Below are 13,413 nucleotides of genomic sequence, written 5' to 3' on the forward strand. Positions count from 1 at the left end.
GAGTTAATCGGCTTACTTTTAGTGTCTTATGGGGTGATCCGCTGCGTCAGGATACCCCATAAGACACATTGTGTTAAAGCTTTTCGGACGCCTGCTTCTGGACCAATAACACCTGTTTGGTAATAGGAAGCAACTCCAGATAAGCTACATCGCCCTCGTCAAGATAATCATAAAAGCAACCATCAGTGATTGATACTGTTTCTTCCTTTGGATCGGCTAACCATTTAAATTCCACCTGATAGGATGTACCTCCATTATTGCGGAAATGCGTATTTTTCGAGAGTACTTCGATCTGGCCAGCCTGCTTAACACCTATTTTCGTATCCTGCCGCTGTTGCAGAAGTACGCAACCCCATATAGTAGAAACGCCAAGTATCAAAAAGAAATAATTCATACTATAGTCATCTGAATTATACCGGGAAAAATGCCCTTTACAGAGGCCAAACAAGATCGTACCAACCATAAAAATGACCCATGCCCATATCATTTGCTGCATAAAGGATTTTACCTTGGCCTTATCTGCTTCTGAGAAGGGAACAAAATTGGGGAAAACAGGCGCCAGATTTTTATCTGAATCATTGGTAATCAATTTATTGGCTGAATTCGTCTCCATCGGTTTAGCTAGTTAAAAGATACCTTGCAAAGTTGCATCGCTTCCAACTGGCTGTAAATCGAGGCATGCCTATATTGTGGCTATAGGAAAATCTATATTTTATCACACAAAAGCCTGGTTAGGTAGGAAATAGATTGATTTGCCCGGAGAGTCAGTTAGGGCTGGCTGTTTTACCGTTGCGTTTTGGAAGGGTACAGGTAGATCTCAATAGTGTTAGAAACTATGAAAATTGGCTCAGAAACTGATTGGGGTAAGTAAATCATCTTGCTACGACAGAAAATAATTCAGACAGTTTCAGGCCAGCATTTAAATAGTTACCGATAACTAATTCTTAGGTATTTTATATTGTTAATTGATAGATAGTTATCTACTTTTAGCTATTCTTCTTAGACTGACTTTCGTATGAAAACACTTTACCTGCTATTTGCTGTTCTATTTAGCCATGCACTGATAGCTCAGACCAATACATTTTTAGGAAGAGGAGCTGGTGTCAGTAGCACAACAATGGCTACTAATAACACATTTATTGGGCATAATGCTGGCCGAGCTACAACTAGTGGCATTAATAATTCCTTTTTAGGCGAGCAAGCCGGATTCTCAAATACGTCTGGCCTGGCGAATGTTTTTATTGGGTTTCAAACCGGCTACAGTAACACGACTGGTCTTGGTAACCTGTTCATGGGTCAACTCGCTGGTTATAACAGCAACGGCAGCTACAATATGTTCATTGGCAATAGTTCGGGGCAAGGAACCACGAGCGGGTCTGGTAACACTTTCATTGGCAATGGCTCGGGCTATGGCAATACCACGGGCCAGAACAATACCTATATCGGCAATGGGGCTGGCTTTACCGGCAATGGGGCTGGTCAGAGCAACACCTTCATCGGCCAGAATGCGGGCGTCTCATCGGGTGCCGTGGTTAATAACTCGACGGCCATCGGGGCGGGTGCTCAGGTATCGGCCGACAATTCGATTGTGTTGGGGGCTCCCAGTCCTTTGTGGAAAGTAGGCATCGGCAACACCGCTCCCAACAATAAGCTGGAGATTACTCATGGCACCAATGGTCAATCGGGTCTGCGGTTTACCAACCTGAAGAGTTCAAACGCTGCTTCAGCGACTAATCAAACCAAAGTACTGTCCGTCAATGAGAATGGCGATGTCATTCTAGTTAGCACTAATGCTTCGACTCGGGAGGGTGTAACGGAAGTGTTCTGGCAACGTAAAGGTTCATTTTTGCAAAGCATCCAGGATGATGCAGTAGTCATTGGCTCTAACGTAGCACGTACTCCAGCCGGTTACAAACTATTCGTAGAACAGGGTATTCTAACCGAGAAAGTGAAAGTGGCCGTGAAGAATACGTCGGAATGGAGTGATAAAGTATTTGATGATACGTATCAGCTGAAAGGTTTGTCTGAAGTGGAAAACTATATCAAACTCAACAAGCATTTACCAGGAATTCCATCGGCTCAGGAAATGGTGGAAAAAGGCAATGACCTACACAAGACCGACGCTAAATTGCTGGAAAAGATTGAAGAGTTAACGCTCTACAGCATTCAATTGGAGAAAGCTGATCAGGTGAAGCAGCAGAAGATCCAGCAGTTGGAAGCCGAAGTTGGCGAGTTAAAGAAACAGCAACAACAGTTTCAGAACCAACAGGCCGAAATTAATCAGTTGAAAAAGTTAATGAAGCAATTAGGAGCCAGGAAATAAGGCCCAATAAATGAATGAAAAATGCGTAATGAATAATCCCTGATAGGTCATTGTTCATTACGCATTTTTCATTCACTTAACGCTTGCTGAACAAGGATTTTCCATTCTTCGTCCAGTGTGCCTTCGAAAAACGGGGCTTTAGCTCGGCGGTACCAGTATCCGGCATTAAAACGGTCGCCTTCCTTGCGGTGCAAATAAGCATGGAGTCGGTCATATCGCTGTTCACCTTCGCAACTCTGGGCAATATTGTGTGCCTTTTCCCAATCGCCGTTTGCGTCATACCATAGACCCTGTAAAACGGGGTGCAGGTCAACGGGCGGTTTGGAGCCAGCGAGTGATACACTGAACTGTTCGAACGTCATAACAGTCATAATATAAGTTTATAACCAGTTGTCACGTAGTAGCCCATTCAACTGTTCGTACGGAATTGTTACCTGAATTGGGCCGACGCTGTAGGCAGCAATTTCATACGAGTTGTAATAAAAAATCATTCCGTCGCGGTTAAATCCCACATTTTCAGGTAAGAAAAAACGGCCGTCGTGCAGAAAGTAACCTTGTTGTTCCAGATTATCCTGTGGCAGTAGCGACTGCTGTTTTCGGAAGGCTTTCTCCACCACACCCAGCAGAGCCGTTGTATCGGCTACAATATCATTTAACGTAAGCCGACGCCCCGTATCGCGATCAAAGGTGTAATACGTCAGATTGCTGGTTGGATGGGCCCCGCCCGTATAGGCGTACGTTTCAAATTTAACCGTCAACGCTTTCGGTCCCGCATGAACGGTATCTGCCGTGGTTTCGAGTTCCCAGCAACCATTCAACGAACCCATGTCCTTTCGGACATCCTCATAATCGGTTGCAAATAACGCGGCTGCTTTATCCAGATTGGTTCGGGCGTCGGGGCTCTGAGCTACCGAACTACTGTCGAGCCAGTTGACAATGCTGTGGACCGCCAGCAGGTGCAGGCTGTCATTGATTTTGCGGGCAACTTCGGTATCTTCTTTCAGTAATACGTAGGAAACAGATACCGAAACGCCTGTATTGCTGGTTGTATCACAACGCGTTGAGCCGGCAAACGTAAAGTGCTGCCTGTCCAGAGCGGGTGGTCCTGATCGCGTTGACTGACACGCTGAAAACAGGCAGATGGCAAAGAGAAAAAATGCGGCAATACAATACTTCATGCAAAAGGGAACGTACTGACTAACGATGAGAACCAGAAGTAATCAAACAAGTGCAGCGGCTCGCTCTTGTTACGTATCAGTACGGTTCCGCCCCTTCCTGCTCACTCCCTTTTACAAACTTAACAAATCTTTAAACCGAATAGCCTGCCGACGGCTAATTTCGATTTTATCGCCCCCACGTAGCGTTACCAGCAATCCACCACTGAACCAGGGTTCGATTTTCTCAATCCACTGAAGATTAATGATATGTTTGCGATTGGCCCGGAAGAACGTAGCGGGATTTAAACGGTCTTCCAGTGCATTTAACGATTTAAGAACCAATGGTTTCTGATCGTCGAAATACAGCCGGACGTAGTTGCCCATCGACTCGAATAAACGGACTTTCCCTAATTTCACAAACCAGCATTTCTCGCCGTCTTTTACGAAAACCTGGTCGTTTTCACCCAGAATTTTACCCGACGAACCCGAGATCAATCCAGTTGAATCAGGAATGTGCTGTTCTTCTTCGACCCGGTGAATGGCTTCGGATAGACGGGCCAGCTCAACGGGTTTGAGCAGGTAGTCGAGGGCATTGAATTCGAAAGCTTTGATCGCGTATTCGTCGAAAGCGGTGGTGAAAATGACCTCCGGTGTTTTGCCTTCAATCGACTGCAATAGCTCAAAGCCGTTTTTGCCCGGCATCTGAATATCCAGAAACAGTAATTCCGGCTGTAAGTCTTCAATCATCGGCAGGGCTTCATCGGCATTGGCCGCTTCGCCTATAATCTGAATCTTGGGGAAGTTTTCGAGCAGCCGACGTAATTCGTTGCGAGCCAGCCGTTCGTCGTCGATAATGATGGTTTTCATAGTGTAAAGTTATGAGTCAGCCGTAAGAAATCAGAAGCGTATACTAAGAATGTCTGCGATAAAAGGCCAACGAATACGGCCATTTTCGCGGCTCATTTTTCACTCCTGACACTTACTTCCTTCTTTCGGAAGATACCTTCCGACTGAGCAGGGATGGTTATTTCGGCACAAACCACCGGACCGCCATTACGTATTGCAAACGTTTCACCAGTCTGGTCGTGGGTATTTTCTTCCTGAAAAATGCGGAATTCGGCTTCTGGACCGTAAAGTAGCTCAAGCCGCTGGGCAGTATTGGCTAGCCCAAAACCTCCTGACGCTTTCTTATCGCCAAGTACGCCCGTATTGCGGATGAGAATATGCAGTTTATCGGCCTCAACCATTGATTTTACTTCTACAAAACCACCCCCCACGGCTGTCGATACGCCATGCTTGATAGCATTTTCAACCAGCGTCTGAAGCATCATCGGTGGCACCTGCCAGAATAACGTCCGGCCGTCGAGGTCAATGTGCGAGGTGAGCCGATCTTCGTAACGTACCTTTTCGAGCGCCAGATAATCTTCCACGGTTTTAATTTCCTCGCGCAATTCGACGGTTTTGCGTCGGTCGGCCAGCAACGAATTACGTAGCAGATTCGAAAGCTGCGTGATACCCTGCTGCGCTTTGGTCGGATTTTCGTAAACGAGGGCCCGAATGCTGTTCAGGGCGTTGAAAACAAAATGTGGATTCAATTGCGAACGTAGCACTTTTGCTTCGGTTTCGCGGATGCTGGTTTTCAGAAGGATACGTTCAATCTCGGCGTTCCGGTTCTCTTCAACGTAGTGATAAACCGTATAACTCAGTACCCACGCCAGCATGATTTTACCCCACGACATAATGTACCCCAGAAAAACAAAGGGCTCGTTCATGAGCGTTTCGGGAGCAATAATGCGATCGATAGGCAGATTGACCATGGTCATAATCAGGGCCATCACTAAAACCGACAGCAGTACGCGGGGAGCTAGCTGGAAGAAAGGTAGCCGTACCCAGTTCCAGCGACGTATCATGAGTCGATACAGATGAGTGAGGGTAACACCCAGAAAAATATTGGCAATAGCCAGATAGAACGTCTCGTAATCAAAGCCAATTTCGAATACGTAGGCCAGATAATCGACCAACACCAGTAGCGACCATCCGAAAAACTGACAAAACCAATATATTTTCTGCTTAGACATAGGCAATGTTAGGCGGTCCCATTACCGGACAATAAGCGAATATATGGGATTAATGTTCAGCTGAACAAGATACTACACTAGTGGAGAATATGAGTGAAGGATGGAAAAGAAAGGATTACGCCATTGCCAGCGAAAGCAGATGCGCCGTGTCGTTCGATGATTCCACGGTGAAGAGTTCTGTGTCGTAATCGTAACGTAGCGTATAAAGACACAGATTGCTGTGCTCGAAATGATCCATGTCTGATAACGGGTGGTTCGTTAGCCAGCAAAGCAGAATTCGCATCGCCCGACCATGCATGGCAATCAGAATGGTTTCTTCCTCCGGATGCGACAAGATAGTGGCAAAGGCTTCTTTCTGGCGAATAACGACCTGATCTGGACTTTCGCCACCATCGGTTGCTACCGACGTATTGCCCGATGCCCAGGTTTCAATAAGGGTGCGGTAATACTCATTGTCCAGATTGCCCGGAACCTTGCCTTCCATCACGCCCCAGCTAATCTCATTGAGGCCCGTTAGCTTTTCGTAGGGCAGCCCCAGCTCAATAAAAAGTTCGGCGGTCTGATACGTTCGTTTGAGCCCCGAAATGTAAATTTTGTCGAACGCTACGTGCTGATACGCCTGAAAAAAAGCCAGCGCCTGCGCCCGGCCCATATCATTCAAGTCGGCATCGACGCCACTTCCCTGCACTACGCCCCGTCGATTATAGTCGGTTTCACCGTGGCGAATTAGATAGATTAACTTTTGTCCCAAGCTTATACGCTTGCCTATTGGCAATTTTTCCCGATTTTGAGCCGCAAAATTACATAAAAAATAGTTCATACGCTTGCATAGGCAAGGGGCGAAGTGTCATTCCGGCTATCCTTCCTGCTTTGCGTTTACTTTCTCCTTTTATGAAAGCTGATTTCGACCTGAATGCCCTTGATTTTATCCATACGGATTCCCTCGGTAAACATCTCGGTATTGAATTTACGGAAGCGGGCGAAGGCTACCTGATGGCCCGTATGCCCGTCGATAAGCGAACCCGGCAGCCGTTTGGTATTCTGCACGGTGGAGCGTCGGTTGTGCTGGCCGAAACGTTAGGAAGTGTGGCTTCTTATATGTTACTCGACAATCCTGAAAAGCAGCGGGCTGTCGGCCTGGAAATCAACGCCAATCATCTCCGGTCGGTACGGGATGGTTGGGTATATGGCCGTTGTACGCCAATTCACACGGGACGTACCACGCACGTCTGGGACATACGTATCACCGATGAGTTGGGTAAAGCCGTGTGCGTCAGCCGGCTGACCATTGCCATAATTGGGAGTTGATTCAGGCCATGACAGGCTCTGGCCGTCGGAATCGCGCCAGCGACTAACGACAACCCATCCGGCGACTTCGACGGTCAGAGCCTGTCGGCGCCTACTGCTACGTTTAGTTACGTCCATACGCTGATTTTTCAGACGTAGCGGCCTACCTTTACGGACGCAAAACCCATACGTAGCATGTACGTAAAACCGAAAAAAGCACTCGGTCAGCATTTCCTGAGAGACCTGAGTATTGCTCAGGATATTGCCGCGCTCCTCACTGGCCACGGTGGATACCAGAAAATTCTGGAAATTGGCCCCGGAACGGGCGTGTTGACCCAGTTTTTACTGAAGGATAATCGGTTTACTACGTATGTTATCGAGATTGACCGCGAGTCGGTCGATTACCTCAAACAGCATGTTCCGGCATTGGAAGGACGAATTCTCCCCGCCGACTTCCTGACCATTCGCCCGGATTTGTTGCCCGACAAACAGCCTGATAACGTAACACCATTTGCCGTCATCGGTAATTTTCCCTACAACATTTCAACGCAGATTCTTTTCAAAGTGCTCGACATGCGCGACCGGGTTCCTGAAGTAGTCGGTATGTTTCAGCGCGAAGTGGCGCAACGTATCGCATCAGGCCCCGGTAATAAAGATTATGGCATTCTGAGCGTATTGCTTCAGGCATGGTATGATATTAAGTATGAATTCACGGTGGAACCCCACGTGTTCGACCCACCGCCCAAAGTGCATTCCGGCGTTATTTCGCTCCGACGTAATAACGTAACGAATCTCGGTTGCGATGAACGAAAGTTTAAGCAGGTCGTAAAACAAGGCTTCAGTCAACGCCGGAAAACACTACGTAACGCCCTCAAACCCTTAAATCCATCAGAAGCGGCCCTAAATAGCCCTTTTATGGAAAAGCGTGCCGAACAACTAAGCGTGGCACAGTTTGTGGAACTTACAAAATTGATGTATGATGTATGATATAGAATATATGATATCATCTACTCAAATTATACATCATACATTATACTTCATACATTTTTTGCCCCGTGACGTTCGAACTCACCAAAGAATACCTGGAGCAGATTCAGACGGCTATTGAAGCCAGCAATGAAGCCTGGCTACGTACCGAAATGGAAGAGCTGTTTCCGGCCGACATTTCGGGAATTCTGAACGAGTTGGAGTACGAACAGGCGCATTATCTGCTTAGTCTGCTGGATAAATCGGTTGGCGCCGAAATTCTGGCAAACCTGGACCCGACCGAACGAGCGAATCTGCTGAAAATTTTTCCATCTACGGAAATTGCGCCGTTCATCAACCAGATGGATTCGGACGATGCCGTGGATTTGCTGAACGAACAGCCGATTCAGGTGCGCGAAGAAGTGATCGGGCTGCTCGAAGACCGCGAACAGGCGCGATTTATTCTGGATTTGCTGCATTACGAAGACGGCGTGGCGGGTAGTCTGATGCAGAAAGAGTTGATACGTATCAACGTCAATCTGACAGTAAATGCCTGTATCGAAGAGATTCGCCAGCAGGCTGAAGATGTCGAAAATGTGTATGCCGTGTACGTAGTGGACGATGTCGGTAAACTTCTTGGGCTGGTATCGCTGAAAAAAATTGTACTGGCCCGGAAAAACACCAAAATTGCCGATATCTACGACGAGGACGTAGTATTTGTCGAAACGTATCGTCCGGTAGCCGAAGTTGCCGAAGTGATGCAGAAATATGACCTTGACTCAGTACCGGTAGTAAATGTGCAGCAACGGTTACTAGGACGTATCACCATCGATGACGTAGTAGACGTAATTACCGAGCAGGCCGAAGAAGATATTCAGGCTATTTCGGGTTTATCAGGCGAAGTAGAAGAATACGACAGCGTCTGGAAACGGTCGAAAATTCAATTACCCTGGCTGATAGCGGGTGCGGTCGGTAGTCTGATGGCGGCCACTGTTATTAACGGATTCCAGAGCGAATTAGGAAAAATTGCCGCTCTGGCGGCTTTCATTCCTATCATTGGTTCAACAGGCGGCAACGTTGGTATTCAAACCTCGTCACTGATTCTCCAAAGCCTCACCGATACGTCGGGTCTGAGTATGACGATGGCGAAGCGGTTGCTACGTACCCTGTTGGTTGCGATCATTAATGGACTGGTTGTCGGGCTGATAGCGGGCATTTATACGTTCATTATTGGTGAACCCCGGTTGTTTTTTGTGGTTGCTACGTCCTTGCTGGCAGTTGTGTTGCTGGCTTCCTTTATGGGTACCGTTACGCCGTTGTTACTCAATCGCATAGGGATAAATCCGGCTGTAGCATCAGGACCGTTTATCACTACGGCCAATGACCTGATTGGTATCGGCGTATATTTTCTGATTGCGCAGTGGTTATTGGCCGAAGTGTAATGTGTCTGGGCCAAGCTCCAGGTTGGCCCGTGTAAAATTCTACCGCTTTAATCACAAGCCAGGCTGGAGCTTGGCCCAGACACTATCACTCCTATGGCTAAACTTGTACTGATGGATCACGACGGAGCCATCGACGATTTGCTCTCTCAACTGCTCGTGCTGACTATGCCCGATACGGAGCTAATCGGCGTTACGGTTACCCCTGCCGATTGTTATATTGAACCCGCTCTTGAATCTGCCTATAAACTGCTCCAACTGATGGGGCGGGAAGATATTCCGCTGGGGCGAGGTGATTACTACGGCATCAACGCGTTTCCGAATGAATGGCGCGCCCGACCTGAGATTATCAATGCGCTACCGATGCTGATTAATCTGCCCAAATCGCCCGATCCGTACACCTATCTGAGCGCCCCCGAACTTATTATCGAACGGCTGTCGGCGGCTACCGACAACGTAACAATTTTGATGACAGGCCCTTGCTCGAATCTGGTACTCGCCCTCGAACAAGCGCCCGAATTGACATCGAAAATTGCCGAAGTGGTCTGGATGGCGGGTGCTTTCCGGACGTCGGGGAATGTACAGATGTTCCAGCACGATGGTTCTGCCGAATGGAATGTATTCTGGGACCCGGTCAGCTCGCAAAAACTCCTGACGCTTGGTCTGCCACTGACACTGATTCCGCTCGACGTAACGAATAACGTACCCGTTACGAAGCAGTTCCTCAGTACGTTGGCTACTCAAATTGACTACCCGCTTTCGAATCTGACAGGTCAGTTCTGGGCCTTAACGCTCGATACGATACCGAGTTATCATTACACCTATTTCATGTGGGACATTCTGGCTACCAGCTATCTGGCCATTCCCGAACAGTTTAAAACAGAGCGAATAAAGGCTTCTATAAGCACACGCCCGCCAAACGCCGGCCAAACGTACCTGGACGACAATGGATATGAGTTGACCATTGCCACGGATGCCAATACGTCTTTTTTCTACGATTATTTGCTGGAACAGTTTAAGCGGTAAATGGGTAGTTAATTTTTGTCATCCTGACGCAGGAAGGATCTTAAAGCCTCCTGGCACTCAGGTAAGGGCACATTAAGATCCTTCCTGCGTCAGGATGACAAAAATTACAAATAAGATCTTGTTAGTCAATTATTTAATTTGCCTGTTGCTCGCCGGATCAACTCATTTACCAAATCGCCCTTATGTCAAAGCCATTCCTTTGGATACTGTTGGGCTGGACCGTTAACCTGTCTGCATTGGCGCAATCGCCAGAGCGGGTTAACTATTCGGTTGAACTGGGCGGAATTGTAACAACAAATTCGCAAATACCATTTTGGTTGCGGGCCAATCAGTATGGTATCGTACCGCTACGTGGTTCATTCGGTACGGGGCGGTTTGGGGCGATGAAAGACTATCGACCGAAAAACGACTCGGCCACTCAGCGAAAATCGCGTTTCGACTGGGGTTTTGGTCTGAACGCTGTCGTTAACGTAGGGCAGCAGCCTGGGAATTATAACGCCAGTCTGCTACTGCCCGAAAGTTTTGTGAAAGTGCGGTTTGGTAAAGTTGAATTGTATGCGGGCAATCGTAAGGAAACATTCGGACTGGGCGATACTACGTTAACATCGGGCAACGTAGCGTGGTCGGGGAATGCGTTGCCGTTTCCGAAAATTCAGATACATACGCCTGATTTCGTATTATTGGGTTTTACCAAACAACTCATCGCATTTCGGGCTGGTTATGCGCACGGCTGGCTGGTCAATACGTATATACAAGGAAGTTACCTGCATCAGAAATACCTCTACGTTCGACTTGGAAAACCGCATTGGAAGGCTCGTCTCACGGCTGGACTGAACCATCATGTCCAGTGGGGAGGGCACGCTGAGTACCTGATTGGAACGCCCTTGGCAGTCAACGGCCATCTGCCAACGAGTTTCCGGGATTATCTTTCGATGGTAACTGGTCAATATCCGGACGCACTGCAAACGGATCAGTATACCGATTTTGATGGGACCAATCGCATTGGTAATCACGTGGGTAGTTACGATTTGGCGCTGGAATTGAAAGGAATTGCCCAACACTGGTTGGTCTATCACCAGCACCCCTATGAAGATGCTTCTGGATTAGCCCTGCAAAACGTACCGGATGGCCTGACTGGTCTGCGCTACATTAATCAGAAACCACGCTCGCCAAAAGGTTTTCGAATACAAAAAATCGTTGCTGAATTCCTCAGTACGATGGACCAGAGCGGCCCAAAATTCGATCCGACCGCCCGGTACCAGGGTGGCGATAATTATTTCAACCACAGCCAGTATCGCGAAGGATGGACGTTTCGGGGTAATACGTTGGGTACACCCCTGATCATGCCGAATACCGATCTTGTTCCGGCTACTGCTTATCCGCAAGGGCCCTTATTTCCCAATAATCGACTGACGGCCTGGTATGCCGGAATAGAAGGGAATTTTCATCAGCGGCATATCCTTCAGTTCAGAGGGTCGTATAGTCGTAATTCTGGTACGTTCAACCAACCGTATCCCAGAGCGCTCTATCAGGTTTCGGCCCTGGCATCGATGCAATGGATGCTTACAAAACGGGGCAATACGTTGCTCACCACATCGGTTGCCTACGACCGGGGTGAGTTATTACCAGATGGTTTTGGCGGGTTTATGAGCCTACGACGGGTCTGGAAATAAATTTGTGACCGATAACTCAATATTTGAGTGCTCTGGGGCGTAAAATGTAACCGATATTTTTAATTGACTATTAATTTGCCTTGCCTACTCAGTAGATTAGCCACCATGAAATTAAATAGTGCCGATGTAAATGGTTAGCTACTTCGCTGAGTGAGCACTAATAACCTCTTTCCAAACAATCTCAACCATGTTTAAGAAACGATCTACACTTTACTCTCTGCTGCCGATGCTTCTGATTGGCAGTTGTCTTTTGGTAGTTGTTAGTTGCCTGGATCACCGAATCCCGAATCCATTAACCCTAGCACCCGTAGCAGGGCCGCCGTTTGCAAGCGGATTGCGCTCACCAATTGGCCTGACCGATGATCCGAGAGGAAATGTATGGGTCACTGAAGCTGGTAGCGGTACGATCAACAACGGTCAGGTAACCGTGATTACGCCAGCGGGTGTAAAATATCCTGCAATTACTGGCTTTGTATCCGCGATCAGCCCGGAAGGTTCTCCCGAAGGACTTACTCACCTGACTTATAAGGACGGCAAACTGTATATTTTAAATGGCGTTCAGGAACAACTCTTTGTTGCAGATATATCGAATTTCGTTCCGGGCGTAAGTCCTCCCATTCCGGCGAGTTCGTTGCTGGGAATCGACATCGGTACGTTTGTGCGAACTGCTCGTCCGAATGCGCCGGATGCTCCCGATTCGAATCCCTATAACCTGACTTTTGGCCCCAATGGCGATCTGTTTATTGTAGATGCGGGCGGCAATGCGATTATCCGCCGAAACCAGACTTCCGGCGCGCTGAGTGTTTTCGCTGTTTTCAATGATATACCAAATTCTACGACCGTAGGACCACCGATGGTTGATGCGGTACCAACGGGGATTGTGTACGACGGAACAAATTTTTACGTAAGCACACTAACCGGCGCTCCTTTCCCGGCTGGCGCTGCCCGAATTTATCAGGTGAATGCTAATGGCACGGCTCCTGTTACGCCTACGATCTATAAAACTGGTTTCTCGGGACTTACGGATATTACGCTGGCTCCTAGTAGACTGCCACTGGTAACCGAATTTGGTTTCGGACCTCCAGGACGTGTCGCTAATGAGGCCGGGGCTACCTTAGTCTCTCCGGTCATTACGGCAGTGGATATTCATCCGAGCACAACAAGCCTCGATACGTATTACGTATTATCGTATGGCCCAGGCATCATCACAAAATTCACCGCGCAATGAGCGTAGAATCCCTCGGATAACTTTAACTTTCTATAACATGCAACCCGTTGGCGGTTGTAGGCGTATGGAGAAACGCAAGGTAATACTGGAATAGTCAAAAACGCTGGGCTCTCAATTTGCCCAGCGTTTTTTGTAATGCGATACTCTAACCGTGCTACGTTAGCAGTACTACGTATTCGGCATGATTTCAGTACGTTTGGCAACGTCTGTAAGCTGTTATCTCGTAAGTTAGCACG

13 protein-coding genes are annotated in these 13,413 nt (G+C 47.8%); 7 read left to right on the forward strand and 6 right to left on the reverse strand.

Annotated elements, in window-relative coordinates:
* Positions 1–73 precede the first annotated feature (73 nt).
* On the reverse strand, positions 74–613 hold the full coding sequence (locus tag IC229_RS27750) for a hypothetical protein (RefSeq protein ID WP_190891060.1): 540 nt from the start codon (positions 611–613) through the stop codon (positions 74–76).
* 402 nt (positions 614–1,015) lie between these two features.
* Here IC229_RS27750 and IC229_RS27755 point away from each other — a divergent pair, with 402 nt between their 5' ends.
* Positions 1,016–2,323: a bZIP transcription factor gene (locus IC229_RS27755; protein WP_190891062.1), complete on the forward strand. Its 1,308-nt coding sequence runs from the start codon at positions 1,016–1,018 to the stop codon at positions 2,321–2,323.
* A gap of 68 nt (positions 2,324–2,391) precedes the next feature.
* Here the strand turns inward: IC229_RS27755 and IC229_RS27760 are convergent, their stop codons facing one another.
* The 5 genes from IC229_RS27760 to IC229_RS27780 all read right to left on the reverse strand — a co-directional run bounded on the left by IC229_RS27760 (position 2,392) and on the right by IC229_RS27780 (position 6,309).
* Positions 2,392–2,685, reverse strand: a complete 294-nt coding sequence (locus IC229_RS27760) for a hypothetical protein (RefSeq protein ID WP_190891064.1) — start codon at positions 2,683–2,685, stop codon at positions 2,392–2,394.
* 18 nt (positions 2,686–2,703) lie between these two features.
* Complete coding sequence (locus tag IC229_RS27765) at positions 2,704–3,501, reverse strand: DUF3298 and DUF4163 domain-containing protein (RefSeq protein WP_190891066.1); 798 nt, start codon at positions 3,499–3,501, stop codon at positions 2,704–2,706.
* Between the two features lie 111 nt (positions 3,502–3,612).
* On the reverse strand, positions 3,613–4,347 hold the full coding sequence (locus IC229_RS27770) for a LytR/AlgR family response regulator transcription factor (RefSeq protein ID WP_190891068.1): 735 nt from the start codon (positions 4,345–4,347) through the stop codon (positions 3,613–3,615).
* A gap of 92 nt (positions 4,348–4,439) precedes the next feature.
* A complete protein-coding gene (locus tag IC229_RS27775) occupies positions 4,440–5,558 on the reverse strand; it encodes a sensor histidine kinase (protein WP_190891070.1) in 1,119 nt (372 codons plus the stop codon).
* A 115-nt stretch (positions 5,559–5,673) separates the two neighbouring features.
* Entirely contained in the window at positions 5,674–6,309 is a 636-nt protein-coding gene (locus IC229_RS27780; RefSeq protein ID WP_190891158.1) for a histidine phosphatase family protein, read from the reverse strand.
* A 140-nt stretch (positions 6,310–6,449) separates the two neighbouring features.
* Between IC229_RS27780 and IC229_RS27785 the strand changes: the two genes are divergently transcribed.
* The 6 genes from IC229_RS27785 (at position 6,450) to IC229_RS27810 (ending at position 13,177) form a co-directional block, all read left to right on the forward strand.
* Positions 6,450–6,866 (forward strand): hotdog fold thioesterase, encoded by a 417-nt coding sequence (locus tag IC229_RS27785; RefSeq protein WP_190891072.1) that lies wholly within the window; start codon positions 6,450–6,452, stop codon positions 6,864–6,866.
* Between the two features lie 174 nt (positions 6,867–7,040).
* A complete protein-coding gene (gene rsmA, locus IC229_RS27790; protein ID WP_190891073.1) occupies positions 7,041–7,832 on the forward strand; it encodes a 16S rRNA (adenine(1518)-N(6)/adenine(1519)-N(6))-dimethyltransferase RsmA in 792 nt (263 codons plus the stop codon).
* A gap of 68 nt (positions 7,833–7,900) precedes the next feature.
* Complete coding sequence (gene mgtE / locus IC229_RS27795) at positions 7,901–9,253, forward strand: magnesium transporter (RefSeq protein WP_190891075.1); 1,353 nt, start codon at positions 7,901–7,903, stop codon at positions 9,251–9,253.
* A gap of 93 nt (positions 9,254–9,346) precedes the next feature.
* Complete coding sequence (locus IC229_RS27800) at positions 9,347–10,276, forward strand: nucleoside hydrolase (protein WP_190891077.1); 930 nt, start codon at positions 9,347–9,349, stop codon at positions 10,274–10,276.
* A gap of 182 nt (positions 10,277–10,458) precedes the next feature.
* Positions 10,459–11,949, forward strand: a complete 1,491-nt coding sequence (locus IC229_RS27805) for a capsule assembly Wzi family protein (protein WP_190891079.1) — start codon at positions 10,459–10,461, stop codon at positions 11,947–11,949.
* 187 nt (positions 11,950–12,136) lie between these two features.
* Entirely contained in the window at positions 12,137–13,177 is a 1,041-nt protein-coding gene (locus tag IC229_RS27810) for a ScyD/ScyE family protein (RefSeq protein WP_190891081.1), read from the forward strand.
* Positions 13,178–13,413 lie beyond the last annotated feature (236 nt).

Source organism: Spirosoma profusum, assembly GCF_014699005.1.
GTDB lineage: Bacteria > Bacteroidota > Bacteroidia > Cytophagales > Spirosomataceae > Spirosoma > Spirosoma profusum.

Bases quoted from the DNA above. Each gene is read 5' to 3' on its own strand.
- IC229_RS27750 (WP_190891060.1), bottom strand. From the start codon at position 613: ATGGAGACGAATTCAGCCAATAAATTGATTACCAATGATTCAGATAAA.
- IC229_RS27755 (WP_190891062.1), top strand. From the start codon at position 1,016: ATGAAAACACTTTACCTGCTATTTGCTGTTCTATTTAGCCATGCACTG.
- IC229_RS27760 (WP_190891064.1), bottom strand. From the start codon at position 2,685: ATGACGTTCGAACAGTTCAGTGTATCACTCGCTGGCTCCAAACCGCCC.
- IC229_RS27765 (WP_190891066.1), bottom strand. From the start codon at position 3,501: ATGAAGTATTGTATTGCCGCATTTTTTCTCTTTGCCATCTGCCTGTTT.
- IC229_RS27770 (WP_190891068.1), bottom strand. From the start codon at position 4,347: ATGAAAACCATCATTATCGACGACGAACGGCTGGCTCGCAACGAATTA.
- IC229_RS27775 (WP_190891070.1), bottom strand. From the start codon at position 5,558: ATGTCTAAGCAGAAAATATATTGGTTTTGTCAGTTTTTCGGATGGTCG.
- IC229_RS27785 (WP_190891072.1), top strand. From the start codon at position 6,450: ATGAAAGCTGATTTCGACCTGAATGCCCTTGATTTTATCCATACGGAT.
- rsmA (WP_190891073.1), top strand. From the start codon at position 7,041: ATGTACGTAAAACCGAAAAAAGCACTCGGTCAGCATTTCCTGAGAGAC.
- IC229_RS27800 (WP_190891077.1), top strand. From the start codon at position 9,347: ATGGCTAAACTTGTACTGATGGATCACGACGGAGCCATCGACGATTTG.
- IC229_RS27805 (WP_190891079.1), top strand. From the start codon at position 10,459: ATGTCAAAGCCATTCCTTTGGATACTGTTGGGCTGGACCGTTAACCTG.
- IC229_RS27810 (WP_190891081.1), top strand. From the start codon at position 12,137: ATGTTTAAGAAACGATCTACACTTTACTCTCTGCTGCCGATGCTTCTG.